The sequence below is a fragment of the Kitasatospora sp. NPDC056273 genome (assembly GCF_042268845.1).
Lineage (GTDB): Bacteria > Actinomycetota > Actinomycetes > Streptomycetales > Streptomycetaceae > Kitasatospora.
Genome location: NZ_JBHJSJ010000008.1, coordinates 123,282 through 149,227 on the forward strand (window position 1 = coordinate 123,282; position 25,946 = coordinate 149,227).

A 25,946-nucleotide genomic window follows, 5' to 3' on the forward strand; every position below is an offset into this window, starting at 1 on the left:
TGCCGGGCCCGTCAACCCGGCAAGAGATAAGTCGGCGTGCCAACGGCCGGTGCCAGTCCTCGCCCTTGTGGGGATGGACGGGCACCGGCCGTTGTCACCGGGTCAGGCGGTGCCGACCGATTACTTCTTCTTCTTGACCTCGACGTCGGTGTAGACCGGGTCGCCGAAGGAGTTGAACTTCACGTTCTGGACGTTCTTGGAGTAGCCGGAGCTGGTCTTGTAGTACCAGAGCGGGATGGCCGGCATGTCCTTGGCCAGAACGGCCTCGGCCTGCTGGTAGAGCTCCGCGGTCTTCTCGACCGTGGTGGCGGCGTCCGCCTCCTTCGACAGCTTGTCGAACTCCGGGCTGGAGTAGCTGCCGTCGTTGGCCGCGGCACCGGTGCCGTAGACGTCGCGCAGGAAGTTGGCGTTCAGCGGGTAGTCCTGCACCCAGCCGGTACGCATCATGCTCTGGACCTGCTTGTTGGTGACCAGGTCACGCGAGGTCTTGAAGTCCGGCTTCGGGTCACCGAGGCACTCGACGCCGACCGACTGGCGGATCGAGTTGCAGACCGCGTCCACCCACTCCTTGTGGCTGCCGTCGGAGTTGTACAGGATGGTGATCTTGCCGCCGGGAACGCCGCCGCCCTCGGTGATGAGCTGCTTGGCCTTCTCCGGGTTGAACTTGCAGGCGTCGCCGCAGGTGCCGGCCTTGTAGCCCATGACGCCGGGCGCCACGAACGAGTCGGCGGGGATGCGGTTGCCGTTCAGCACGGTCTTGGTGATGGTGTCGCGGTCGATCGCCATCGAGAGGCCCTGACGGACCTTCTCCTTGCCCTGCGCGTTCCAGTCGCCCTGGTACAGCGCGAAGGAGATGTTCTGGATGGCGCCCTGCGGCTGGTCGACCGCGCGCTTGCCCAGGTCGTCCTTGTACTTCGGCAGGTCGGTCGAGTCGACCTGGTCCAGGACGTCCAGGGTGTCGGACATCAGGTCCTTGTACGCGGCCTCACCGGCGGTGTAGTTCCGGAAGACGACGCCGCCGTTCTTCGGCTTGTCGATGCCCGTGTACTTGTCGTAGGCGGCCAGCGTGATGGCCTTGTTGTGCTCCCACGAGACGAACTTGTAGGGGCCGTTGCCGACCGGCTTCTGGCCGTAGCCGGCCGGGTCGGTGAAGAAGCCCTCGGGCAGCGGGAAGAAGGCCGAGTAGCCGAGCTTGTACGTGAAGTACGAGACCGGGGTGGACAGTTCGATCGTGAAGTGGGTGTCGTCGACGACCTTCAGACCGGACATCTCGGTGGCCGTCGGGTCACCCTTGTCCTTGTCCGGGTGGACCGCGTCGTAGCCGACGATGTCGGAGAACCAGTCCGAGTTGATCTGGTTGTTCTTCGGGTTGGCCGACCAGTTCCAGGAGCTCACGAAGGACTTGGCGGTGACCGGGGTGCCGTCGTGGAAGGTCCAACCGGACTTCAGCGTGACGGTGTAGTTCTTGGCGTCGGTGGTCTCGATCTTGTCGGCCACCTGGTTGCGCAGCGCACCGGTCGCGGGGTCGTAGTCGACGAGGCCCTTGAAGAGCTGCTTGACGATACGGCCGCCCTGGTTCTCCATGGCGTTGGCCGGCTGGAGCGGGCGCTGCGGCTCCGCGCTCTGGTAGCTGAAGCTGGCGCCCGGGTCGACCGCAGCGCTGTCGGAGCTGCCCCCGGAGGAGTCGCTGCTGCTGCACGCAGTCGCAGCGAGGGCGACAGCAACAGCTGCGACAACCCACTTGGCCTGGCTCGCACCGCGCATCGGTGTGCCTCCTGAATTCGACGTTGCAACGAGGAGGGCACTGCGGAACGGTTCCCACCGGACCCGCTGTGCCGTCCGCGCTCGTGGTTTCGGCGCGCACCCCTGCGCGTTCACCCTTGACCCGAGCCTGACTGCACCCACTATCCGTCACGCACGGACACGAAAGTGACCAGTGACGATCTCAATTAGGTCACATGAACAGTCGGTAAGTTTCGAAAACCGGACATTTGAGACATAGCCAGACAGGCACCAAACGGACAGTCGTCACGGATGACGAACTGTCACGTCCGCTCAGCGGACACCTGGGTGTGATGAGCGCTATTCCGTGAATAGCGGCCCCGACAACTTGGAGTAGTTGAAAAAGTTCGCCCCCCTCTCCATGGGAAAGGGGGGCGAATCATTCCGGCCAATGGCCGTTCAGTGCGTCCGGATCACGCCTTCTTGGCGCGCGAGGCGGTGCGACCGCGGTCCTTCTGGTCGAGGACGACCTTACGGATGCGAACCGTCTCCGGGGTCACCTCGATGCACTCGTCCTCGCGGCAGAACTCCAGCGACTGCTCCAGCGAGAGCTTGCGCGGCGGGACGATCGACTCGGCCACGTCGGCGTTCGCCGAGCGCATGTTGGTGAGCTTCTTCTCCTTGGTGATGTTCACGTCCATGTCGTCGGCACGCGAGTTCTCACCGACGATCATGCCCTCGTACACCTCGGTGCCCGGCTCGCAGAAGAGCACGCCGCGCTCCTGCAGGTTGGTCATCGCGAAGGCGGTGACCACACCGGCCCGGTCGGCGACCAGCGAACCGTTGTTGCGGGTGGTCAGGTTGCCGAACCACGGCTCGTGACCCTCGTGGATCGAGTGCGCGATGCCGGTGCCGCGGGTGTTGGTGAGGAACTCGGTACGGAAGCCGATCAGGCCGCGGGACGGCACGACGAACTCCATCCGGACCCAGCCCGAGCCGTGGTTGGACATGTTGTCCATCCGGCCCTTGCGGATGCCCATGAGCTGGGTGACGGCACCCATGTGCTCCTCGGGCACGTCCACCGTGAGGCGCTCGACGGGCTCGTGGGTCTTGCCGTTGACCTGCTTGGTGACCACCTGCGGCTTGCCGACGGTCAGCTCGAAGCCCTCGCGGCGCATGGTCTCGATCAGGATGGCCAGCGCCAGCTCACCGCGGCCCTGCACCTCCCAGGCGTCCGGACGCTCGGTGTCGAGCACGCGCAGCGAGACGTTGCCGATCAGCTCGCGGTCCAGGCGGTCCTTCACCTGGCGGGCGGTGACCTTGCGGTCCACCTTGACGCCGGCCTTGGCGTCCGCGCCCTTGCCGCTGCCGCCACGGCCGACCAGCGGCGAGGTGTTGGTGCCGATGGTCATCGAGATGGCCGGCTCGTCCACCGTGATCAGCGGCAGCGCGATCGGGTTCTCCGGGTCGGCCAGGGTCTCGCCGATCATGATCTCGCCGATGCCGGCGACGGCGCAGATGTCACCGGGGCCGGCCACCTCGGCCGGCTTGCGGGTGAGCGCCTCGGTCATCAGCAGCTCGGAGATGCGGACGTTCTGGATCGAGCCGTCACGCTTGATCCAGGCCACGGTCTGGCCCTTGCGCAGCTCGCCCTGCTCGACGCGGAGCAGCGCGATGCGGCCGAGGAAGTTGTCGGCGTCCAGGTTGGTGACGTGGGCCTGGAGCGGGGCGTCCTCGTCGTAGCTGGGGGCCGGGACGTGCTCCAGCAGGGTGGAGAAGAAGGGCTCCAGGCTGGTGCTGTCGGCCGGGACGGTGCCGTTCTCCGGCTTGGTCAGCGAGGCGACGCCGTCACGGGCGCAGGCGTAGACGATCGGGAACTCGATCTGGTCCTCGTCCGCGTCCAGGTCCAGGAACAGGTCGTAGGTCTCGTTGATGACCTCGTCGATCCGGGAGTCCGGACGGTCGGTCTTGTTGATGCAGAGGATGACGGGCAGGCGGGCGGTGAGCGCCTTGCGGAGCACGAACCGGGTCTGCGGCAGCGGGCCTTCGGAGGCGTCGACCAGGAGGACGACCGCGTCCACCATCGACAGACCGCGCTCGACCTCGCCACCGAAGTCGGCGTGGCCCGGGGTGTCGATGATGTTGATGGTGATCGGCGCGCCACCATCCTTGGGGTGGTACTTGACCGCGGTGTTCTTCGCGAGAATGGTGATGCCCTTCTCGCGCTCCAGGTCGTTGGAGTCCATCATCCGGTCATCGAGCTGCTGGTGGGCTGCGAAGGCGCCGGCCTGCTTGAGCATGGCGTCGACCAGCGTGGTCTTGCCGTGGTCGACGTGGGCGACGATGGCGACGTTACGGATGTCGTTGCGCGTGGGCATGCCTAGCGGATTCTCCCGGAATCGTGGGTTACGGCGCCCGGCCGCGAGACGCGCACTTGCGGCCCTTTCGGCCGCTGCCACCCGTTCCGCCTGCTACTACCGGTCCACCCGCCGGGCATATCGACATGCCTCGGCTTCCTCCTATCGTACGGGGAAGCGCCCAGGTGAGCAGAAACGAGCAGGTCGCAGGGGATCAAGATCACAGGCGGATCACACGGCGCCCACCCGGCGACCGGGCTCCGGCCCCCTTCCGTTCGTGCTCCGACGGCCCGGCCCACGCACCGGGCGGACGCCCCCGGAGCGGTCTCCGGGAGGCGTCCGCCTACGCCGTGCGCCGCCCCGCCGGGGAAGCCCTACCCGCCCCAGCCCACGTCCTGGAAGCGCGGCCACCCGAAGCCGTACGCGCCCGCGCCGACCACCCCGGTCCGGACCCCGACCAGCTCCGGCCGCTGGTAGAGCGGCACCGAGTGCCCGAGCTGCCAGATCCGTACGTCCGCCTCCTGGAGCAGGTCGAGCCGGGCCGCCGGGTCCGGTTCGGCGGCCGCCCGGTCGAACAGCCGGTCGATCTCCTCGGTGCCGCCGCGGCCGAAGTTGCCGCCCGGGTCCGGCACGCCGTCGGGGTCCGGCCGGGGCTTGGCGTAGGCGGGGCGCTGTTCGCTCGCCGGGCTGGGGCCGACCGGCCGGGAGAAGAGCGCGAGGTCGTAGTCCCCGGCCGCCAGGTGCTCCCCGACGAAGGACTCGGCGGGCACGGGCACCTGCCGCACCGCGATCCCGGCGTCCCCGAGGCCGGCGGTGAGCGCGTCGGCGGTGCGCTTGGCGGTCGCCGAACCGGCCGGGAGCAGCAGCGAGAGGGAGAGCGGCTTGCCGCCCCTGCTCCGGACGCCCCCGCCGGTGGGCCGCATCCAGCCCGCCTCGTCCAGCAGCAGGCCCGGGTCCGCCTGGTCGACCGCGCCGCTGTTGTCCCGGTAGCCCTCCTGGTCGCCGGCGAGCAGGTGGCTGCCCAGCGGTGCGGCGGGCAGGCCGAGCGGGGTGAGCGCGGCGGCGGCGATCCGCTGCCGGTCGACGGCCCGGGTGAGGGCCCGGCGCACCAGCGGGTCGGTCAGCGGGGCGCGCTCGGCGTTGAGGGTGAGCTGGGTGAGCGAGGCCGCGGCGGCCCGGTGCACGGTGACGCCGGGCAGCGACTCGGCCCGCCGCAGCGCCAGCGCCGCCGACTCGGGCGCGGCCTCGGGCGGCGGCGCGACGGAGGGTGAGGCGGAGGCGGGAGCGGAGGAGGCATCGGCGGCCGGGGCCGGCACCGCCCGGTCCACCGCCGCGGTGAGCGGGGCGACGTCCAGCCGGTCCTGGTCCAGCGCGTCCAGCCGCTGCTCGGGCGGCGAGGCGAGGAAGTCGATCCGGTCGGCCTTCGCCGGCTCGCCCCACCAGAGCGGGTTGCGCACCACGGTGACCGTCCCGCCCTCGGCGTCGTACCGGGAGAGGGTGTACGGCCCGGCGCTCGGCCGGTCGCCGCCGGTCAGCGCCCGGTCGAAGTCGGCCGGGGTGGCCGTCTCGGCGGCCGGGTAGAGCGGCCCGAACAGCGAGCGCCACTCCGCGTACGGCCGCCGGAAGGTCACCCGCACCTCGTGCGGGTCGGCGCCCGGGGCGACCGACTCGACGGCGTCGTACCCGGCCGCCCGCCCGCCCCGGTACGCGGGGTCCAGGCCGGACAGCGCGGTCCGCTGGGCGTCGAGGTCGGCGGCCGAGACCGGGGTGCCGTCGCTCCAGACGGCGCGCGGGTTCAGCCGGTACGTCACCACCTGCGGCGACTGCCCGGGCGGGGTGGACTCGGCGCCCTCCAGGTAGTCCGGGTCGGGGGCGAGCCGGCCGTGCTCGTCGGGCCGGAACAGCGAGGGGTACAGCGCGTGGGCGAGCAGCGCCGAGTCGGCGGTCGCCGCGCCCTGGTAGACGTTCAGCGTGGCCGGGACGCGGTCGAGGGCCCAGCGCAGCGTGCCGCCGTCCCGGACGGCGGCGCGGTCGACCGGCCCGACGTCCCCGGTGGTGGCGGTGGGCTCGGCCGGGGCGGGCACGGCGGCGGGGGTGCGGGCGGGGCCCGGGTCGTCGGTGCAGCCGCCGAGACCGGCGGCGAGCAGCAGCGCGGCGGCTGCGGCGGTGAGCTGGCGGACGCGCATGGCGGCCATCGAACGCCGCCCCGGGCGCCCGGCCCGTGCCGACACGGCGGGCGGCCGGGCGACTGCACCCGTCCGGCCCACCGCTCCGGGCCGTTACAGCCCGAGCTCGAACCAGACGATCTTGCCCTTGGGCGTGCGCCGGCTGCCCCAGCGCTCGGCCAGCAGGCTGACCAGCTGCAGGCCGCGCCCGCCCTCGTCGGTCTCCTGCGCGCGCCGCTGCCGGGGCTGCGCGTAGCCGTCGTCCCAGACCTCGCAGACCAGGCCGCGCTCGCGCAGCAGCCGCAGCCGGATCTCGCCCCGCCCGTGCTTGAGCGCGTTGGTGACCAGCTCGCTGACCAGCAGCTCGGTGGTGTCGACCAGCTCGTCCAGCCCCCGGGCGAGCAGCCAGCTGCACGCCAGCTCGCGGGCCTTGGCCACCGAGGTGGGCTCGGGCGGCAGGAACCAGTTGCCGACGGCGTCCTCGGGGAAGGCGTGCACCTTGGCCATCAGCAGGGCGATGTCGTCCTCGCCGTGGTGCGGGTTGAGCTCGCCGAGCACGTGGTCGCAGAGGTCCTCCAGCCCCTTGCCCCCGTCGGAGAGCGCGGAGCGGAAGGCCCGCAGGCCCTCGTCCAGCTGGTGCTTGCGGCTCTCCACCAGGCCGTCGGTGTAGAGCGCGAGCACGGCGCCGTCCGGGAGGGTCAGCTCGACCTCCTCGAAGGGCTCGCCGCCGACGCCGAGCGGCAGGCCGGGCGGCACGTCGAGCATCCGGGAGCTCTCGCCGGGGCTGAGCAGGACGGGCGGCAGGTGGCCGGCGTTGGCGAAGACGCAGCGGCGGGTGACGGCGTCGTAGACCGCGTAGACGCAGGTCGCCAGGTAGACCTCGCGGGCCTCCTCGTCGGCCGTCGAGGTGAGCCGCCCGTACGGGGTGGGCGGGCCGGCCGGCACCGAGTCGTCGCCGAGGCCGCGGGCGATCTCGTCCAGGGCGCCGAGCACCTCGGCGGGGTCGAGGTCGAGCATCGCCAGGGTGCGGACGGCGGTGCGCAGCTGGCCCATCGCGACGGCGGCGCGCAGTCCGCGGCCCATCACGTCGCCGATGACCAGCGCGGTGCGGTTGCCGGGCAGCGGAATGACGTCGAACCAGTCGCCGCCGACCTCGGTGTTGTTGTTGCTGGGCAGGTAGCGGCAGGCGATCTCCAGGCCGCTGGCGGCCGGGTTGCCCGGGGGCAGCAGGCTGCGCTGGAGGATCAGCGCCCGCTCGTGCTCGCGCCGGTAGAGCCGGGCGTTGTCGATGCAGACGGCGGCGCGGGCGACCAGTTCCTCGGCGATCGCGACGTCGCGGGCGTCGAAGGGCTCGCTGCCGATCGCCCGGGAGAGCTGGACGAGGCCGAGCACCTGGTCGCGGGCGACCAGCGGGACGATCAGGGTGGAGCGCAGCAGCGGGTCGCGCCCGGGCTCGGGGACGACGCTGCGGCCGGTGCGCAGCGCCCGGGCGTGCGGGGAGCGGCGCGGGTAGCAGAGGGTGCCGCCGGCCTCGGCGATCGGCAGGCCGGTGACCGAGCCGAGCACCGAGGAGGCGCCGCCGACCACGCTGGAGACGGCGACCCGGCGCAGTTCGCCGCTGCCGTCGGTGAGCACGGTGTCGCCGAGCCGGCCGGCGCTGGGCACGGTCTCGCCGGAGAGCAGCGCGGTGTAGAGGTCGACGGTCGCGAGGTCGCAGAACGGCGGGACGACGACGTCCAGCAGTTCCTTGGCGGTGGTCTCCAGGTCGAGCGTGGAGCCGATGTGCGCGCTGGCCTCGTTGAGCAGGGCCAGGTTGCGGCGCACCCCGTCGGCCTCGCGCTCGGCGACGTGCCGGCTGGTGACGTCGGAGACCTGCCCGGCGACGCCCATGGTCTGCCCGGCGGAGCCGTTCAGGCGGTACAGCGAGACGGCCCAGAGCCGGTTGCCCTCGCGGGTCGGGACGGCGCCGTGGAAGCGCAGGTCGAAGACGGGCTCGCCGGTGGCCACGACCTTGCGCAGGGCGGCGGTGAGCCGGTCGGCCTCGGACGGCGGGAAGAGGTCGTGCGGGGTGAGGCCCTCGAGGTCGGTGGGGACCAGTCCCATCCCGGAGGCGAAGGCGTCGTTGACCCGCTGCAGCCGCAGCCGGTCGTCGAACAGCACGAAGCCGGTGGGCGTCTGCCCGAAGACGGCCTCGGAGGCGGCCAGGTCGGTCTCGATCCGGCGCAGCCGCCCGAGGTCGACGGCCAGGCAGGTGGCGCCCGCGGTGGGCAGGGCGCTGTCGGGCATCAGGTAGAGCTCGGCGAGGCCCTCGCCGCCGTCGGCGTCCCGGTACGGGGTGGTGCCGACCCACTCCTCGCCCGCCAGGGTGCGCTCCAGCCGGGCCCGGCCGCGCTGCCAGAGCTCGCGGGGGACGAAGGTGGTGACCGGGTCGGCGCCGACGGCCTCGGCGGCCGGGATGCCGAAGAACTCGGCGGCGCGCTCGCTCCACTGGCTGATCCGCCCGTCGGGGCCGATCGCGAAGGTGGCGACCCGGATGTAGTCGTAGATCGAGCCGGGGTCGCCGGCGCCCCAGGCGCGGTCCTCGGCGACGGGGTGGTGGCCGCGCCCGGCGACCGCGCCGTCCGGTACGGACAGGTGCGCGGAACCGGCCTGCCCGGGTACAGCGGCATGACCGCTGCTGCTCGGCGACACGCTCCGCGCCGGAGTGCTGTTCAACGGACCGACCCCTCCAACCCGCGACCGTCCGGATGTCGAGAAGACCGAGTATTCATCATCGAGGGGTACGTTCACACGCCCTCAACATCACAACATCAGATCGGGCGAAGGTTTTTGTCCTACCGCCCGCGCAACCACAATGCCACGCTCGCGCCCCCTTCCGGAGCGCGCGCTCCCCCTGAGCGCCCGATGGCATATGCGACCCCGCTCCCCTGCTGTTCGTTCCGCTCACGATCCATCGGGCTCACTACCCGGCAGCGCCTGCTCGAACCAGACCACCTTGCCGATGCCCTCGGCCCGGGCGCCCCAGCGCAGTGCCAGCCGGTGGACCAGCTCCAGACCGCGCCCGCCCTCGTCGGCCTCGGCCGCGTGCCGCTCCCGGGGCGGGTCGGGCAGCGGGTCGGAGATCTCGACCAGCAGCGTCTCACCGAGCGTCAGCCGCACCCCGATGGGGGCGCTGGCGTACCGGATGGCGTTCGTGACCAGCTCACTGACCAGCAGCTCGGCGGTGTCGGTGAGCTCCTCGACGCCCCACTCGACGAGGGTGGCGCGGACCAGCCGGCGGGCCCGGGAGACGGCGGTGGGCTCGGCCGGCAGGGTCCAGCCCACCGTCGGGGTGCCGGCCTGGCCGTGGCCGAGCCGGGCCAGCAGCAGCGCGACGTCGTCCGGCTCCCGGCCCTGCTCCATGGTGTCCAGCACCGCCTCGCAGGCGGCCTGGATGGAGGCGTGCGGCCCCTGGAGCACGGTGACCAGCCGGCCGAGGCCGACGTCCAGGTCCTTGTCCCGGGACTCGACCAGGCCGTCGGTGCACAGCGCCAGCAGGCTGCCCTCGGGGATCTTCAGTTCGACCGACTCGAACGGGACTCCGCCCACCCCGAGCGGGGCACCGGAGGGCAGGTCGAGGATGCGGCCGGCGCCGCCGGGCAGCGGGCCGCCGGTGCGGGTCGGCTCCGCGGCGTCCTCGCCCGGCACCACCAGCACCGGCGGGATGTGCCCGGCCTTGGCGACGGTGAGCCGGGCCGTCGCCGGGTCGAAGACCGCGTAGACGCAGGTGGCCAGCAGCGCCTCGTCCGGGCCCTGGGCGAGGTCGTCGGCCAGCTCGTGGACGTGCCGCAGCAGGACGTCCGGCGGCAGGTCGAGGGCGGCCAGCACCCGGACGGCGGTGCGCAGCCGCCCCATCGTGGCGGCGGCCCGCAGGCCGTGGCCCATCACGTCGCCGACCACCAGCGCGGTGCGGTCGCCGGGCAGCGGGATGACGTCGAACCAGTCGCCGCCGACCTCGGTGCCGCTGCTGCCGGGCACGTACCGGTAGGCGACCTCGACGCCGGTGGGCTGCGGGACCTGCTGCGGGAGCAGGGTGCGCTGGAGGGTGAGCGCGGCGGTGCGCTCGCGGGCGTAGAGGCGGGCGTTGTCCAGCGAGCTGCCGGCCCGGTCGGCCAGTTCGACGGTGAAGGCCAGGTCGTCCCGGTCGAAGCCCTCGCGGTAGCCGGCCCGGCTGACCAGCAGCAGGCCGATCACGATGCCGCGGGCGCGCAGCGGCACGACCAGCATCGAGTGCACGCCCAGGTCCCGGGCGGCCTGCATCTTCGGGTCTCCGGGGTAGGTGACGTCGTCCAACTGGTCGGCGCCGGACAGCAGCTCGGGCACGCCGGTGCGCAGCACCCGGCCGCAGACCGACTCCTCGGCGAAGGTGATCCGGGCGCCGCGGCGCAGCATCACGTCCACCTCGGGGCCGTCCTGGACGGAGGCGGTGCCGAGCTGGAGCAGCGAGGTGCGCCGGTCGTGGCCGTGCCGGGGCAGGTCGTCACCGTGCGCGACGGCCTGGAGCAGGACCACCGCCGAGTGGTCGGTCAGCCGGGGGACGACCGAGCCGGCCAGCTCCTGGGCGATCCGGGAGGCGTCCAGCAGGTCGCCGACCCGGGAGCCGAACTCGTTGAGCAGCGAGAGCCGGCGCCGGGCGTGCTCGACCTTGGCGACCGCCCGGTAGCGCTCGGTCACGTCCATCACGGTGCCGGAGATGCCGAGCACCCGGCCGGAGCGGTCCGTCATCCGGCTGTAGGAGATCGAGCGGTAGCCGGCCCGGGTGGTGACCGGGGAGGCCAGGGTGACGTCGATGACCGGCTCGCCGGTGGCCAGCACCTGGCGCTGGATGGCGGTGATCTCGTCGGCGGCCCGCTCCGGCAGGGTCTCGCCGGTGGTGCGGCCGACGTGGTCGTCCGGGGCGACGCCGTTCATCTCGGCGAGGGTCCGGTTGACGGCCGTGTAGCGCAGGCCGGTGTCCATGATGGCGATGCCCAGCGGGGACTGCTCGAACAGCGCGTCGCGCACCGCGAGGTCCCGCTCGACGGCCTGGACGGCGGCCGCCTCGGCCATGTTGACCTGGAGGAACGGGGTGCCGTCGCCGTCCACCAGGAGGGAGATCCGGGCGTCCACGGCGACCGGGGCGCCGTCCCGGTCGCGCAGCTCGGCGTAGCCGGCCCAGCGGCCGTGCCGCAGGGCGTCCTGGATCGCGCCCCGGATCCGGGCGACCTGCTCCCGGTCGGGGATCAGCTCGTCGATCCGGCGGCCGACCAGCAGCTCGTTCGGCCAGCCGAGCAGCTCCTCGGCGGCGGGGCTCCAGAGCACCACCCGGCCCGCGGTGTCCAGGATCGCGATGGCGACCTTGAGCATGTCCAGCAGGCTGCCGCCGGCGGGCGTGCCGGGGGTGCCCGGGGCATCGGCCGGCCCACCGGGGAACGGCCGGGCGGGGCGTCCGCGCAGGCCGCCCCGGGTGCCCGGCTCGGCCACCGCCAGGGTCGGCGCCGGCTGGTCGGGCCGTACGGTGTCGGGCCGCGCGGTGTCGGGGGCCTCGACGGTGCCCCGGCGGCGGGCGGCCGACGACTGGGGGGCGGCCGGACGGGCGGCGCGGCGCAGTCGGGCGCGGGCGGCGGCGCTCCCCGCGGAGCCTGCCCGCCGCTCTCCCCCGCCGCCGTTCCCGGTACTCGACACCGACGGGGCCTCCGGCTCTGGTCGGGATCGGCGTCGCCGGCTGGGGACGGCTCACCGATGGTGACGAATAGTGCCGAAAAGTGACATACCCAGCAGCATCCAGGCTATCCCGGCCCCCGGGTCGTCTTGTCCGATTGACCTACCCGGCGGACTGCGCGTCGCCCACCGCCGACGCGCTGTCGGCGGCGCCCGCCGGGGCGCCCGCGAGCAGCCGGGCGACGTGCGGCAGCACGTCACGGTCGTGGTCGATCCAGTCCACGGCGTCCAGCTCGTCCGGGCCCAGCCAGCGCAGCGCGTCGTGGTCCTGCAGTGCGCGCGGCTCGCCGGACAGCAATTCGGCGGCCCAGAAGCGCAGCTCCAGGCCGGGGCGCACGGCCCACGCGCCCGGCAGCCGGACCAGCGCACGCGCCCGGACGCCGAGCTCCTCCAGCAGCTCCCGCTCCAGCGCCTGCGCCTCGGTCTCCCCCGGCTCGGCCTTCCCGCCGGGGAACTCCCACCGGCCGGCCACCGCCTCGGGCGCGCTGCGCCGGGCGGCGAGCACCCGGCCGCGGTGGACCAGCGCACCGCCGACCACGATCCGGGGCGGAGCGGCGGCGGGGGCGGCGGGGGCGGGGTCGTGGGTCGCGTCCATGGGCCCGACCCTACGGTCTGCCGTCGGGCCCGGGCGTTCGCGGAGGGCCCAGGTGCTGCGGAGGGTTCGGGGCCGCGGAGGGCTCAGGCGTTGCGGACCGTCCCGTCCGCCGGTTCGGGCCGGGCCGCCTCCCCGTCCTCCTCGACCCAGTACAGCTGCTTGTGGCCGCGGGCCTCGAACTCGGCGGCCAGCCGCCGGGCCTCCGCCCGGTCGAGGTCCTTGGCGACCAGGAAGCGGTTGCCGTTGTCGTCCTGCCGCATCACCCGGTGGGTACCCATGGCCGGAGGGTACCGGGGGCTCCCGCGGGCCGGCCCGCCCCGGGGCGGACGGGCTGGTCCCCGGCTCGCGTGGGGGTCGGGCCGGGGACGTGCCCACGACCGTACGGTCGGCGGGTTACCGGCAGGTACGGGCCCGGTCAACGGCCGGTAACCGCGCCTCCGGACGGCTCAGACCCGCAGGTCGGGCGCCTGCTCCCCGGTCGACAGGTCCAGCCCGCGGCGGATCTCCAGGGCCGTCGGCGTCGTCCTGGCCTCCAGCGCCCTGGCCTTGCGGAGGTCGCCCGCCAGGTCGGTGCCGGAGGCCGCGGCGTCCCAGGCCGCGGCCGCCTGCGACTTGGCCTCGGCCAGCTTGGCGATCCTCGGCTGGACGTCGGCCGGCCAGGCCACCCCCGTCCTGGCCAGCACCGCCGCCTGGGTGCGGGAGGCGGAGGCCACCCGGCGCGCCCAGGCCCGGTAGTCGGCCTCGGCCTCGGCGACCTCCCGCTCCGGCTGGTCCAGGTAGTCGTCGTTGAAGGTCCGGGCGGCCTCCAGGTAGGCCAGCTGGGGCGCGGTCAGGTGGCTGCGGTCGGTGCGGACGGTGCCCCGGTGCCGGTCCTCGCGGTCCTCGTAGGCGCAGGTCACGTACCGCGAGCCGGACGCCCAGTTCTTCTCGGTCGGGTAGAGGTAGACGTCCTCCATGCCGTCGGGGACGGCCCACTGGTCGAGCGCGTAGCCGCTCAGCACCTGGCGGCACAGCCGGCCGGCCGACTCGCGGGCCGCGCGCTCGCCCGGGTAGGCGCCGGCGCCGAGCAGGAGGTCGGCGGTGCCCGCCACCTCGCCGTGGTGCGGCTCGGTGCAGGCCACCCGGTGCACCCAGTACACCGTCTCGTCGCCGCCCCCGTCCGCCGTCGACCCGCCCTGGGGGGAGTCGTAGCAGTCGCCGGCCTTGAGGTCGGACCAGTGCACCGAGCCGGCCGGCGCCTTCGGGGGCAGGCCGGAGCGGCCGGCCCGCGCCGAGCTGAAGTCGGCCGCGCCGAGCAGCAGGGCCATCAGCACCGTGCCGATCGTGCCGAGCACCAGGCCGGTCACCGCCATGCCGGAGCCGCGCTCCTTGCGGCGGTTGATCTGGACCAGCGCGAGGACGCCGAACACCAGGGCCACCGGGGCCACCAGGAGCAGGCCGGTGACCAGGGAGCCGACGGCGAAGCCGTTGGTGGGGGCGGGGCCGGGGACGAACCCGGGGCCGACGAACCCGGGGCCGACGAACCCGGGGCCTGGCGCGCCGGCCGGGCCCTGGCCGGGGGCCGGGGCGTACGGGTGGCCGGGCTGGAAGCCGGACTGGGCGGCGGGGGTGACGGAGGCCCAGCCGCCGGCGGGCAGCGGGTGCGGCGGCTGGGGCGGGGCGGCCGACGGCGGGACGGCCTGCGGGGCCGGGGCCGGGGCGGCGGACGGGCCGGCGGAGAGGTCGGGGGCGGCCCAGGGGTCGGCGGGGGCGGCGGGGGCGGTGGGGCCCACCGGCTCGGCGGCGCTCGCGGGCTCGGCCGGGTTCGTCGGCTCGGCCGGGTTCGTCGGCTCGGCCGGGCTCGTGGGCTCGACCGGCCCCGCTGGCTCGGCGGCGGCCTTGCGGAAGTCCACCCGGGGGTCCTGACCGGCCGTCGGCGCCTCCGTCGCGTCCGTACCACCCGCGCCAGCATCCGCGCCCGTACCCGCGTCGGTTCCCGTGGCCGCGGACGGCTCCGGCTCCGGCCCCGGGACGGGCGGCTCGGACTCAGGCTTGGACACGTGGACTCCCCCAACCCACCGGGGCGGGCATCGGCTCGGCGCTCGGCACCATGGCTCCGCGCCACGGCTCGGACCCGAACGGACCCTCACGGGCCCGATCTGAACGGTCGCGCGACTTTACCCGATCTTTCCGAACACCTGCCCGACCTTTCCGGGCCGCCCTCCGCCCGCTCAGCCGCGGGCCAGCACCTCCCCGTGCAGCATCGAGAACCAGCCGTCCCCGGCGGCGCTCCACTCCCGCCAGCCGTCCGCGATCCGCTCCGGCTCGTCCTGCTCCGCGAAGCCCAGCCCGACCGCCGTCCGGCCCAGCGCGGTGCCCGTCACCCGGTCCGCCCACATCCCGCCCCACCAGGCGCGCTGCTCGGGCGTCGCGAACGTCCAGGTGGAGGAGCTCGCGGTGACCTCGGTGAAGCCGGCCGCGCGGGCCCAGGACAGCAGCCGCCGGCCGGCGTCCGGCTCGCCGCCGTTGGCGCGGGCGGTCCGCCGGTACAGCTCCAGCCACCGGTCCAGCGCGGGCGCCTCCGGGAACCAGGTCATGGAGGCGTAGTCGACATCGCGGACCGCGACCACGCCGCCCGGCGCCGTCACCCTCCGCAGCTCGCGCAGCGCGGCCACCGGGTCGGCCACGTGCTGGAGCACCTGGTGGGCGTGCACCACGTCGAACTCGCCGTCCCGGTACGGCAGCCGGTGCACGTCGGCGCACTCGAAGGCGACGTTGGACAGCCCCCGCCCGGCGACGTGTCCGGCGGCCTGCTCCAGCACCTCGGCGGAGGCGTCCACCGCGACCACCCGCCCCTGCGGGCCGACCAGCGCGGCCAGGTCCGCGGTGATCGTGCCGGGACCGCAGCCGACGTCCAACAGGGCCTGGCCGGGCCGCAGTTCGGGCAGCAGGTAGCCGGCCGAGTCGGCGGCGGTGCGGGAGCGGTGCGAGCGCAGCACGGCCTCCTGATGGCCGTGGGTGTAGACGGCGGCGGGCTGCGGTCCGGTCATGAGGTCCCCCCTGGGCGCGGTCGGCCGCGGTGCTCCGCGACACCTCCGACGCTACTCCTCGTCCCGGATGGCGAGAAGATCCGTCTCGCATTCCGGTCGCCGTGGGCCGGGGCCGCACCCGGCCGCCGTACCGTGGAGGCGCCCCCGACAGAACGGTCCCCGCCCATGCCCGGCCCGCGCCCCTACGTCCTGCTGAGCGCCGCCGTCTCGCTCGACGGCCACCTCGACGACGCCTCCCCCGACCGGCTGCTGCTCTCCAACGCCGCCGACTTCGACCGGGTCGACGAGGAGCGCGCCGCCGCCGACGCCGTCCTGGTCGGCGGCAACACGCTGCGCGCCGACAACCCCCGGCTGCTGGTCAACGACCCCGGGCGCCGGGCCGCCCGGCTGGCGGCCGGCCGGCCCGAGTACCCGCTGAAGGTGACGCTCAGCGCGAGCGGCGAACTCGACGCCGGCCTGCGGTTCTGGCACACCGGCGGCGCCCGGCTCGCCTACACCACGGAGGCCGGGGCGGCGGTGCTGCGCCCCCGGCTGGACGGGCTGGCCGAGGTGGTCGCGCTGGGCGACGCGGTGGACCTCGGCGCGGTGCTGGACGACTTGGGCGCCCGCGGGGTGCGCCGGCTGATGGTCGAGGGCGGCGGGGGCGTGCACACCCAGTTCCTGGCCCAGGGCCTGGCGGACGAGCTCCAGCTGGCCGTCGCCCCGCTGCTTGTCGGCCAGGCCGACGCGCCCCGGTTCGTCCGCCCGGCCGCGTTCCCGGGCGGTCCGGCCCGACGGATGCGACTGCTGGAGGCACGTACCGTGGGCGACGTCGTCCTGCTCAGGTACGCCCCGAAGGAGCCCGCGCCGTGACCCAGTCCGCCCCCACCGACCTCGACCACCTGCGCCGGGCCGTCGAGCTCTCCCGCCGCTGCCCGCCGTCCGAGACGGCCTTCTCGGTCGGCGCGGTGATCGTCGGCGCCGACGGCACGGTGCTGGCGGAGGGCTACAGCCGGGAGGCGGACCCGCACGACCACGCCGAGGAGGCGGCACTGGCCAAGCTCCCGGCGGGCGACCCGCGGCTGCGCGGGGCGACCGTCTACAGCTCGCTGGAGCCCTGCGGGCAGCGCGCCTCGCGGCCGATGCCGTGCGCCCGGCTGCTCCTCGCGGCGGGCGTGCCGCGGGTGGTGGTCGCCTGGCGCGAGCCGGACCTGTTCGTCACCGACTGCCAGGGCACCGCGCTGCTGACGGCGGCCGGGGTCGAGGTGGTGGAGCTGTCGGAGCTGGCCGAGGAGGCCCGGGCGGTCAATGCCCACCTGCTCGGATGATCTTTTGTATCATCGAGAAACAAAGAGCTCGCATTCTCCGGCTCTCCCGTCGCCACACTCCCCGAGGAGCCGCCCCATGACCGCTGCCCCCGTCCGGCTGACCGCCCGCGCCCTCCTCCTGGACATGGACGGCACCCTCGTCAACTCCGACGCCGTGGTCGAGCGCTGCTTCAGCCGCTGGGCCGAGCGGAACGGCCTGGACCCCGCCGAGGTGCTCGCCGTCGCCCACGGCCGCCAGGGCCACGCGACCATGGCCCTCCTGCTGCCCGACCGCCCGGCCGAGCTCAACCTGGCCGACAACGAGCGGATCCTCGCCGAGGAGCGCGCCGACACCGAGGGCGTCGTCCCGGTGCCCGGCGCCGCCGCCTTCCTCGCCTCGCTGACCGGCCTCCCGCACGCCCTGGTCACCTCCGCCGACCTGCCGCTCGCCCGGATCCGGATGACCGCCGCCGGGCTCCCGATGCCGTCCGTCCTGGTCACCGCCGAGTCCGTCGGCGCCAGCAAGCCCGACCCCGAGGGCTTCCTCAAGGGCGCCGCCGACCTCGGCTTCGCCCCCGCCGACTGCCTCGCCTTCGAGGACTCCGGCGCCGGCATCGCCGCCGCCAGGGCCGCCGGCGTCCGCGTCGTCGGCGTCGGCCCGCGCGCCCTCCCCCACCACCCGGACGCCCACGCCGACACCCTCACCACCGTCACCGTCACCGCCGCCCCCGACGGCCTCCTCACCGTCACCGTCGGCTGACCCCGGAAACACCGCACCGCCCGGGCCCCGTACGAACACGGGGCCCGGGCGGTCCGGGTACGCGGCGGCGGCCGGCCGTCAGACGTTGCAGCGGAATGCTCACCATGCGGCTGTGACCTGCGAAGATGCTGATCCCGGCGACCCAAGTCAGCACAGAATCAGCACGGTGACTCGAACTCGACGCCGGCCATCAGTAGCGGTAGCGGGCGGCCAGAACGATGATCTCCCGGTCCGTCACCAGGTAGACGAGGCGGTGCTCGTCGTCGATCCGCCGCGACCAGGCCCCGGGCAAGTGGTACTTCAGCGGTTCGGGCTTGCCGATGCCGGTGAACGGGTCACGCAGGACGTCCTCGATGAGCTTGTTGATCCGGACGAGCATCTTGCGGTCGTTCTTGAGCCAGGAGGTGTAGTCCTCCCAGCCGGTCTCCTCGAAGACGAGCCTCACGAGGCACCCTTCTCGGGACCCGCCACATCCGGGTCGATCAGCTCCCGCTCGGAAAGCCCCGCGCCGCCGAGGGCGTTCTCGTAGGCCTTGAGCAGCCGCCGGGCGTTGGCGGGTGAGCGCAGCAGGTACGAGCCTTCGCGCAGGGCCGCGTAGTCCTCGGCCGAGACGAGTACGGCATTCCCGTGCCTGGAGACGATCTCGATGGCGTCGTGGTCCTCGTTGACCTTCTTGATCAACGGGAAGAGGTCCCGGCGGGCCTCGCTCGCGGTGATGGACATGATGGGAACCCCTTCCGCAAGTGGTACGAAAAAGCGTACCACTCGGGGGCATCGTCGAGCCGGACGGGCACATGCCGGAGGGGTCGGACTTCCCCTGGAAGTCCGACCCCTTGTACGGGAGTTGCGCTACCCGGTCAGACGTTGAAGCGGAACTCCACGACGTCGCCGTCCTGCATGACGTACTCCTTGCCCTCGATGCGGGCCTTGCCCTTGGCGCGGGCCTCGGCGATGGAGCCGGTCTCGACCAGGTCGGCGAAGGAGATCACCTCGGCCTTGATGAAGCCCTTCTGGAAGTCGGTGTGGATGACTCCGGCGGCCTCGGGGGCGGTGGCGCCCTTCTTGATGGTCCAGGCGCGGGTTTCCTTGGGGCCGGCCGTCAGGTAGGTCTGGAGGCCGAGGGTGTTGAAGCCGACCCGGGCGAGGGTGGCGAGGCCGGGCTCCTCCTGGCCCATGGACTGGAGCAGCTCCAGGGCCTCGGCGTCGTCCAGCTCGATCAGCTCGGACTCGATCTTGGCGTTCAGGAAGATCGCCTCGGCCGGGGCGACCAGCTCGCGCTGGGCGTCCTTGAAGTCCTCGTCGGCCAGCTCGGCCTCGTCCACGTTGAAGACGTAGAGGAAGGGCTTGGCGGTCAGCAGGTGGAGGTCGCGGATCGGGGCGGTGTCGAAGCCGGCCTCGAAGAGGGTCTTGCCGGTCTCCAGGATCGCCTGCGCGGCCTCGGCGGCGGCCAGCACGGGGGCGGTGTCCTTCTTGAGGCGCGCCTCCTTCTGGAGCCGCGGCAGGACCTTCTCGATGGTCTGGAGGTCGGCCAGGATCAGCTCGGTGTGGATGGTCTCGATGTCGTCCTTGGGCGACACCTTGCCGTCCACGTGCACCACGTCCGGGTCGGTGAAGGCGCGCACGACCTGGCAGATCGCGTCGGACTCGCGGATGTTGGCGAGGAACTTGTTGCCCAGGCCCTCGCCCTCGCTGGCGCCGCGCACGATGCCGGCGATGTCGACGAAGTCGACGGTGGCCGGGAGGATGCGCTGGGAGCCGAAGATCTCGGCGAGCTTGGCCAGCCGCGCGTCCGGGACGCCCACCACGCCGACGTTCGGCTCGATGGTGGCGAACGGGTAGTTGGCCGCCAGCACGTCGTTCTTGGTCAGGGCGTTGAACAGGGTCGACTTGCCGACGTTCGGCAGGCCGACGATTCCGATCGTGAGCGACATGAAGCGCAGTCCCGTGGGCTTGGAGGAGTTGGGTCGGCACCGTACGGGCCGACCCCCAAGTCTACGGGCAGCCCCCGCTCCGCCTCACTCCTCGGTCGGCGCCGCCCGGGGCTCCAGGAACTCCAGCCGGTTGCCCAGCTTGTCGTCGGCGTAGAAGCGCCGGTGGCCGGGCAGGTTGTCGTCCCAGGTCACCGGGTGGCCGTGCGCGGCGAGGCGGTCGGCGAGGGCGTCCAGCGAGCGGACCAGGATGCCCGGGTGCCCCTTGCGGGACGGGCGGAAGTCCGGGGCCACGCCCAGGTGCACCTCGACCCCGCCGCCGCGGAACCAGCAGCCGCCGCGGGCGGCCAGCACCGGCGGCTTCGCCAGCTCGGTCATGCCGAGCACTCCGGACCAGAAGGCGCGGCACTCGTCCTCGGCGCCGGCCGGGATGTCGAGCTGGACGTGGTCGAGCCGTTCGAAGGTGAAATCGGTCATGCTGTTCCCCCGTGGAGAGACCCGTGAACGGATCCGGTGGTCGTCGTGTGCCGACTCGATCGGGCAGGTCAGCCGACCTGCGTGACGACCTGAGTGACGATCACATCAGTACTCCGTCCGGAGACACGGGACAAGACCTGAACGGTCCATTACACAGTGTGGCGATGATCGGACCGTACGTTGGGCGGGTGGAGCAGAGCATCCGTACCCAGCCGCCAGGGCCCAGACGCCGTCCGCCGACCGGCGCGGCCGCAGCCGCCGTCCCCGGTCCAGGCCGGGCTCCCGAGACCGCCGGAGCCCCCTCCGGACCCGCCCCCGGCTCCCGCCCGCGCCCTTCGGCCGGCCCGTCCGCCGCGCGCCCGGCCGCCCGCCCGGCCGCCCCCCGGCCGCGCCTGCGCCTGCCGCTGCGCGGGCGCGGCGACGAGCCGCTGTACGGGCGGCGGCGCACCGGCCGGCCGACCCGGCTGACGGCCATCGGCACCGGGCTGGTCGCCGTCCTGGCGACGCTCGCGGTGGCGGGCGTGGACCGGCTGCTGTTCGACGGCCTGGGCTGGCTGTTCGGCCTCGGCTACCTGGTGGTCTGCTTCCAGCTCGCCGTCCGGGTGCGCTACGCCGACCTGCTGGCCGCACCGATCAGCGGGCCGATCGCCTTCGCCCTCGCGCTGCTGCTGCTCGAACCGGTGGGCTCCCCGGGCGTCACCGCCCAGGTGGTCTCGCTGGCGACCGGGCTGGCGCTGCGGGCCGGCTGGCTGTTCTCCGGCACCGGGCTGGCCGCGCTGATCGTGCTCGCCCGGTTCGTCGCCCAGCGCCGGATCCAGCGCTCCCGCTGAGCGGCGGCGCCGCGCGAGCGCCCCTCAGCCCTCGGCCCGGGCCGCCGCCATGGCGGCCCCGACGATGCCCGCGTCGTTGCGCAGCTCCGCCGGCACCACCCGTGCCCGGCGGTCCTTCAGCAGCGGCAGGAACTTCTCGTGCTTGCGGCTCACCCCGCCACCGATCACGATCAGCCCCGGCGAGAAGAGCATCTCCACCAGGTCCAGGTACTCGTCGACCCGCCCGGCCCACTGCTCCCAGTCCAGCCCGTGCCGCTCCTTGGCGGCCGAGGAGGCCCGGCGCTCGGCATCCTTGCCGCGCAGCTCCAGGTGGCCCAGCTCGGTGTTGGGCACCAGCGTCCCGTCCACGAACAGGGCGCTGCCGATGCCGGTGCCGAAGGTGAGCACCAGGACCACGCCCGACTCGCCCCGTCCGGCGCCGTGGGTCAGCTCGGCCAGCCCGGCCGCGTCCGCGTCGTTCAGGACGGTCGCGGGCATGCCGAGCGCCTGGCGGAAGAGGCCCGCCGCGTCCAGGCCGATCCAGCCCTTGTCCACGTTGGCGGCCGTCCTGGTGTGACCGTCGACGACCACGCCGGGGAAGGTCAGCCCGACCGGGCCCTGGTGGTCGAAGTGGCGGACCACCTCGCAGACGGCGGCGACCACGGCCTCGGGGGCGGACGGCTGCGGGGTGAGCACCTTCCGGCGCTCCTCGGCGAGCACGCCCCGGGCGAGGTCGACGGGCGCGCCCTTGATCCCCGAGCCGCCGATGTCCACGCCGAATACCGCCGTCATCACGTCCGCCCTCCGCCGTCGGCCGCGGACGGGCGTCCGCGGCCGGTGCCTTGTCCACAGCCTGTGCACAAAGCTACGAGAGCGCGCCCGGGCGCGCACAGCGGAAGGCCCGGTACCCCGCGCGGGGTACCGGGCCCTCCGGGTGGGGTCAGAGCTTGCCCGCCGCCTCGGCGCGCAGGTCACGGCGCAGTTCCTTGGGCAGCGAGAAGGTCAGGTGCTCCTCAGCGGTCTTGACCGTCTCGACCGTGTCGTAACCGCGCGTGGCCAGGAACTCCAGCACGCCGTCGACCAGGATCTCCGGCACCGAGGCGCCGCTGGTCAGGCCGACCGTGGTGACGCCCTCCAGCCACTCCTCGCGGATCTCCTCGGCGAAGTCCACCAGGTGGGCGGCCTTGGCGCCGTACTCCAGGCCGACCTCGACCAGGCGGACGGAGTTGGAGGAGTTCTTGGAGCCGACCACGATCAGCAGGTCGGTCTCCGGGGCCAGCTGCTTGACCGCGACCTGGCGGTTCTGGGTGGCGTAGCAGATGTCGTCGCTGGGCGGGCTGACCAGCCCCGGGAAGCGCTTCTTCAGCTCGCCGACGGTGGCCATGGTCTCGTCCACGGACAGGGTGGTCTGGGACAGCCAGACGACCTTGGACTCGTCCCTGACCTGCACGTTGGCGACGTCCTCGGCACCGTCCACCAGGTGGATCCGGTCCGGGGCCTCGCCCATGGTGCCGATGACCTCCTCGTGGCCCTCGTGGCCCACCAGCAGGATGTCGAAGCCCTCGTCGGCGAAGCGCACGGCCTCCTTGTGCACCTTGGTGACCAGCGGGCAGGTCGCGTCGATGGTGGCCAGCCGGCCGGCCCGCGCCTCGTCGTGGACGGCCGGGGCGACGCCGTGCGCGGAGAAGACGACGATCGAGCCCTCGGGCACCTCCTCCGTCTCGTCGACGAAGATCGCGCCCTTCTTCTCCAGGGTCTGCACCACGTACTTGTTGTGGACGATCTGCTTGCGGACGTAGATGGGCGCCCCGTACTGCTCCAGGGCCTTCTCCACGGCGATCACGGCGCGGTCGACTCCCGCGCAGTAGCCCCGGGGGGCGGCGAGCAGGACACGGCGCTGCGCGGTCTTGGACATGGCTCCATCGTACGGGCGGCCGCGAGCGGCGCCCGCCCGCCGGGCCCCCGGCGCGAAGCCGCGCCGACGGCGGACACATTCCGTGCAGACCCGGTCAACAGCACTCAAAATATGGTGTCTATGAGCTCTGTGAGCGAGCAGGTGACGCCGAGCGGCCTGCGCCGCAGCCTGGGCGTCCGCGATCTGATGGTCTACGGACTGCTGTTCATCGCCCCGATGGCCCCGGTCGGCGTCTTCGGCGTGCTGGACGCCAAGAGCCACGGCGCCGTCGCCACGGTGTACCTGGCCGCGACGGTGGCGATGGGCTTCACCGCCTCCTCGTACGCCCAGATGGTGCGCGCCGTACCGCAGACCGGCTCGGTGTTCGCCTACGCCCGGGCCGGGCTGGGCGAGGGGCCGGGCTTCATCGCCGGGTGGATGGCGATGCTCGACTACCTCCTGATCCCCGCGGTGGCCTACCTGTTCTCCGGGATCGCGCTGAACTCCCTGGTGCCGGACGTCTCGCGCTGGGTCTGGACGGCGCTCGCGGTGGTGGTGACCACCGCGCTCAACCTGGTCGGGGTGCGGACGGCGGCGGTGGTCGGCTTCGCGGTGCTCGCGATGGAGATCGCGGTGCTGGCGGTGTTCGTGGCCGCGGCCGTGGTGGCGCTGGCCCAGGGCGGGGCCCAGCGCGGCTGGGACACCCCGTTCACCGCCGTCGGGGCCTTCTCGATGACCGCGGTGGTCTCCGCGGTGTCCGTCGCGGTGCTCTCCTACCTGGGCTTCGACGCCATCGCCACCTTCGTGGAGGAGGCGGTCGGCGCCTCGGCGGCGGTGGCCCGGGCGGTGCTCTGGTGCCTGGCGCTGGCCGGGGTGCTGTTCGTCGCCCAGACCTACCTGGCGGCACTGCTGGAGCCGCTGGGCCCGCAGCAGCTGGCCGCCGACCCGGCGGCGCAGGGCTCGGCCTTCTACGACACCGTGGAGAGCGGCGTCGGGCACTGGCTGCACGTGCTGGTGGCGGCCAGCAAGGCGATCGGCGCGGCCTTCGCGGCCCTGGCCGGGCAGGCCGCGGCCGGGCGGCTGGTCTTCGCGATGGGCCGGGAGGGCCGGCTGCCGCGGCTGCTCGGCTCGGTCGACCCGGGCAGCGCGGTGCCGCGCCGGGCGCTGCTGGCGGCCGCGGTGATCACGATGGCGGCGGCGGTCTGGGCGGCCGACCGGGACGACGGGCTGGACCAGCTCACCTCGGTGGTCAACGTGGGCGCGCTGACCGCCTTCGCGCTGCTGCACGCCTCGGTGATCGGCTGGTACGCGGTGCGGCACGGCTCGCGGCGGTGGCTGCGGCACGTGGTCGTCCCGGCGCTGGGGATCGCGGTGATCGGGGCGGTGGTGTACGAGGCCTCGACCACCGCGCAGATCGTCGGGCTGGTCTGGCTGGCGGTCGGCCTGGTGGTGCTCGCCGTCCAGGGCGCCGCCCGCGGCGGGGCCGACGGGCGCCGGCCGCCCCGGCTTCCCCGGTGACCGCCGTCGGGCCGCGCCGGGCCGGGCGCGGCCTCGGCCGTACCGACCCGCGGCGACGCGGTCTCGGCCGTGTCGGCCCGCGCCGCTAGCCTCGTACGCATGGCCAACACCAGCTCCCCCGAAGCGCCGCTCCCGGTCGGCAAGGTCTCCGCGCTGATCGGCGGCTGGGTCGACCGGCTCGGCGCGGTCTGGGTGGAGGGGCAGATCACCCAGCTCAGCCGGCGCCCCGGCGCGGGCGTGGTGTTCCTGACCCTGCGCGACCCGCAGGCCGACGTGTCGCTCACGGTGACCTGCTTCCGCTCGGTGTTCGACCAGGTCGCGGAGGTGGTGCAGGAGGGCGCGCGGGTCGTCGTGCACGCCAAGCCGGAGTGGTACGCGGCGCGCGGGCAGCTGTCGCTGCGCGCCTCGGAGATCCGCCCGGTGGGCCTCGGCGAGCTGCTGGCCCGGCTGGAGCAGCTGAAGCGGCGGCTCGCCGGGGAGGGCCTGTTCGCGGCCGAGCGCAAGCGGCCGCTGCCGTTCCTGCCGCAGTGCGTCGGGCTGGTCACCGGGCGCGGCTCGGCCGCCGAGCGGGACGTGCTGGAGAACGCCCGGCGGCGCTGGCCGGCTGTCCGCTTCGAGGTGCGCAACGTCCCGGTGCAGGGGGTCAGCGCGGTGGAGCGGGTGAGCGCGGCGGTGCGGGAGCTGGACGAGCACCCCGAGGTGGACGTGATCATCGTGGCCCGGGGCGGCGGCAGCGTGGAGGACCTGCTGCCGTTCTCGGACGAGGGGCTGGTGCGGCTGGTCGCGGCCGCCCGTACGCCGGTGGTGAGCGCGATCGGGCACGAGCCGGACCAGCCGCTGCTGGACTTCGTGGCCGACCTGCGCGCCTCCACCCCGACCGATGCGGCCAAACGGGTGGTTCCGGACGTCGGCGAGGAACTGGCCAAGGTCCGTCAGCTGCGCGACCGCGCCCGCCGGCACGTGCTGTCCCGGGTCGACCGCGAGCAGCACGGACTGGACGGGGTGCGCAGCCGCCCGGCGCTGGCCGCCCCGCACCGGATGCTGGACGGGCGCGGGCAGGAGGTGGACGGCCTGCTGGAGCGGGCCCGGCGCACCCTGCGGCACCGGCTGGACCACGCGCAGAGCGACCTCGGCCACACCCTGGCCCGGGTGGTGGCGCTCTCCCCGGCGGCCACCCTGGAGCGCGGCTACGCGGTGCTCCAGCGGGCGGACGGCACGGTGGTGACCGACCCGGCGCAGGTCGCGCCCGGCGAGGGGCTGCACGCCCGGGTGGCGGGCGGCGGCTTCGACGTCACGGCGGCCGACGGAGGCTGACGCTGTCACCCGCACCCCCTACGCTGGCACGCATGGCAGAGCAGCAGGAGCAGCAGGACGCGGCGGCGCCGAACCCGGACGACGCGCTGGGCTACGAGCACGCCCGGGACGCGCTGCTGGACGTCGTCCGGCAGCTGGAGAACGGCGGGACGTCGCTGGAGGAGTCGCTGGCCCTGTGGGAGCGCGGCGAGCAGCTGGCGAAGGTGTGCCAGCGCTGGCTGGACGGCGCCCGGGCCCGGCTGGACGCCGCCCTGGCCGCCGAGGAGGGCGCGGGCCCGGGCGGGGAGTGAGGCAGGTCACATTCGCTTGGGGAATCGTTGAAACTTCACCTATGTTGGATGAAGTGACCGGCT

General features: G+C 73.8%; 20 protein-coding genes and 1 pseudogene. 6 read left to right on the top strand and 15 right to left on the bottom strand.

Features of this window, described 5'->3' with window-relative positions:
* Positions 1-120: 120 nt before the first annotated feature.
* The 9 genes from ACFCY1_RS10235 to ACFCY1_RS10275 form a co-directional block, all read right to left on the bottom strand.
* A complete protein-coding gene (locus ACFCY1_RS10235; RefSeq protein ID WP_074001349.1) occupies positions 121-1,764 on the bottom strand; it encodes an ABC transporter substrate-binding protein in 1,644 nt (547 codons plus the stop codon).
* 431 nt (positions 1,765-2,195) lie between these two features.
* Entirely contained in the window at positions 2,196-4,100 is a 1,905-nt protein-coding gene (gene typA / locus ACFCY1_RS10240) for a translational GTPase TypA (protein ID WP_049654883.1), read from the bottom strand.
* Between the two features lie 353 nt (positions 4,101-4,453).
* On the bottom strand, positions 4,454-6,265 hold the full coding sequence (locus tag ACFCY1_RS10245; RefSeq protein WP_375874153.1) for an ABC transporter family substrate-binding protein: 1,812 nt from the start codon (positions 6,263-6,265) through the stop codon (positions 4,454-4,456).
* 93 nt (positions 6,266-6,358) lie between these two features.
* Positions 6,359-8,959, bottom strand: a complete 2,601-nt coding sequence (locus ACFCY1_RS10250; protein WP_375874154.1) for a SpoIIE family protein phosphatase — start codon at positions 8,957-8,959, stop codon at positions 6,359-6,361.
* 228 nt (positions 8,960-9,187) lie between these two features.
* Positions 9,188-11,947, bottom strand: a complete 2,760-nt coding sequence (locus tag ACFCY1_RS10255; RefSeq protein ID WP_375874155.1) for a SpoIIE family protein phosphatase — start codon at positions 11,945-11,947, stop codon at positions 9,188-9,190.
* Positions 11,948-12,086: 139 nt separating this feature from the next.
* Complete coding sequence (locus ACFCY1_RS10260; protein ID WP_375874156.1) at positions 12,087-12,578, bottom strand: NUDIX domain-containing protein; 492 nt, start codon at positions 12,576-12,578, stop codon at positions 12,087-12,089.
* 83 nt (positions 12,579-12,661) lie between these two features.
* Complete coding sequence (locus tag ACFCY1_RS10265) at positions 12,662-12,856, bottom strand: hypothetical protein (RefSeq protein WP_049660479.1); 195 nt, start codon at positions 12,854-12,856, stop codon at positions 12,662-12,664.
* 168 nt (positions 12,857-13,024) lie between these two features.
* Positions 13,025-14,617, bottom strand: coding sequence for a DUF4190 domain-containing protein (locus tag ACFCY1_RS10270; protein ID WP_375874157.1), 1,593 nt, complete (start codon positions 14,615-14,617; stop codon positions 13,025-13,027).
* A 171-nt stretch (positions 14,618-14,788) separates the two neighbouring features.
* Positions 14,789-15,607: a methyltransferase domain-containing protein gene (locus ACFCY1_RS10275; protein ID WP_375874158.1), complete on the bottom strand. Its 819-nt coding sequence runs from the start codon at positions 15,605-15,607 to the stop codon at positions 14,789-14,791.
* A gap of 165 nt (positions 15,608-15,772) precedes the next feature.
* On the opposite strand from ACFCY1_RS10275, the pseudogene ACFCY1_RS10280 reads away from it, so the two are divergent.
* Positions 15,773-16,914 (top strand): annotated as a pseudogene (locus ACFCY1_RS10280) (dihydrofolate reductase family protein).
* 76 nt (positions 16,915-16,990) lie between these two features.
* On the top strand, positions 16,991-17,653 hold the full coding sequence (locus ACFCY1_RS10285) for an HAD-IA family hydrolase (RefSeq protein WP_375874159.1): 663 nt from the start codon (positions 16,991-16,993) through the stop codon (positions 17,651-17,653).
* A 190-nt stretch (positions 17,654-17,843) separates the two neighbouring features.
* On the opposite strand, the gene ACFCY1_RS10290 is transcribed toward ACFCY1_RS10285, so the two are convergent.
* From ACFCY1_RS10290 to ACFCY1_RS10305, 4 genes are all read right to left on the bottom strand, one after another.
* Positions 17,844-18,098 (bottom strand): Txe/YoeB family addiction module toxin, encoded by a 255-nt coding sequence (locus ACFCY1_RS10290; protein WP_375874160.1) that lies wholly within the window; start codon positions 18,096-18,098, stop codon positions 17,844-17,846.
* A complete protein-coding gene (locus ACFCY1_RS10295; protein WP_375874161.1) occupies positions 18,095-18,376 on the bottom strand; it encodes a type II toxin-antitoxin system Phd/YefM family antitoxin in 282 nt (93 codons plus the stop codon). Before ACFCY1_RS10295 ends, ACFCY1_RS10290 begins: the two co-directional genes overlap by 4 nt.
* 134 nt (positions 18,377-18,510) lie before the next feature.
* The gene (gene ychF / locus ACFCY1_RS10300; RefSeq protein WP_049658400.1) at positions 18,511-19,584 is read right to left on the bottom strand and encodes a redox-regulated ATPase YchF; all 1,074 of its coding nucleotides are present in this window, start codon (positions 19,582-19,584) and stop codon (positions 18,511-18,513) included.
* A gap of 84 nt (positions 19,585-19,668) precedes the next feature.
* Positions 19,669-20,058 (bottom strand): VOC family protein, encoded by a 390-nt coding sequence (locus ACFCY1_RS10305; RefSeq protein WP_375874162.1) that lies wholly within the window; start codon positions 20,056-20,058, stop codon positions 19,669-19,671.
* A 188-nt stretch (positions 20,059-20,246) separates the two neighbouring features.
* Here ACFCY1_RS10305 and ACFCY1_RS10310 point away from each other — a divergent pair, with 188 nt between their 5' ends.
* A complete protein-coding gene (locus tag ACFCY1_RS10310; protein WP_074001337.1) occupies positions 20,247-20,888 on the top strand; it encodes a DUF6542 domain-containing protein in 642 nt (213 codons plus the stop codon).
* 24 nt (positions 20,889-20,912) lie between these two features.
* Here ACFCY1_RS10310 and ppgK read toward each other — a convergent pair whose 3' ends face one another.
* Together ppgK and ACFCY1_RS10320 are read right to left on the bottom strand one after the other, a co-directional pair.
* Complete coding sequence (gene ppgK, locus ACFCY1_RS10315) at positions 20,913-21,659, bottom strand: polyphosphate--glucose phosphotransferase (RefSeq protein ID WP_074001336.1); 747 nt, start codon at positions 21,657-21,659, stop codon at positions 20,913-20,915.
* Between the two features lie 148 nt (positions 21,660-21,807).
* The gene (locus ACFCY1_RS10320; protein ID WP_049651726.1) at positions 21,808-22,782 is read right to left on the bottom strand and encodes a 4-hydroxy-3-methylbut-2-enyl diphosphate reductase; all 975 of its coding nucleotides are present in this window, start codon (positions 22,780-22,782) and stop codon (positions 21,808-21,810) included.
* A gap of 120 nt (positions 22,783-22,902) precedes the next feature.
* Here ACFCY1_RS10320 and ACFCY1_RS10325 point away from each other — a divergent pair, with 120 nt between their 5' ends.
* From ACFCY1_RS10325 to ACFCY1_RS10335, 3 genes are all read left to right on the top strand, one after another.
* On the top strand, positions 22,903-24,279 hold the full coding sequence (locus ACFCY1_RS10325; RefSeq protein ID WP_375874163.1) for an APC family permease: 1,377 nt from the start codon (positions 22,903-22,905) through the stop codon (positions 24,277-24,279).
* A 99-nt stretch (positions 24,280-24,378) separates the two neighbouring features.
* A complete protein-coding gene (gene xseA, locus ACFCY1_RS10330; RefSeq protein WP_375874164.1) occupies positions 24,379-25,593 on the top strand; it encodes an exodeoxyribonuclease VII large subunit in 1,215 nt (404 codons plus the stop codon).
* A gap of 32 nt (positions 25,594-25,625) precedes the next feature.
* On the top strand, positions 25,626-25,883 hold the full coding sequence (locus tag ACFCY1_RS10335) for an exodeoxyribonuclease VII small subunit (protein ID WP_049651723.1): 258 nt from the start codon (positions 25,626-25,628) through the stop codon (positions 25,881-25,883).
* Positions 25,884-25,946: the final 63 nt, after the last annotated feature.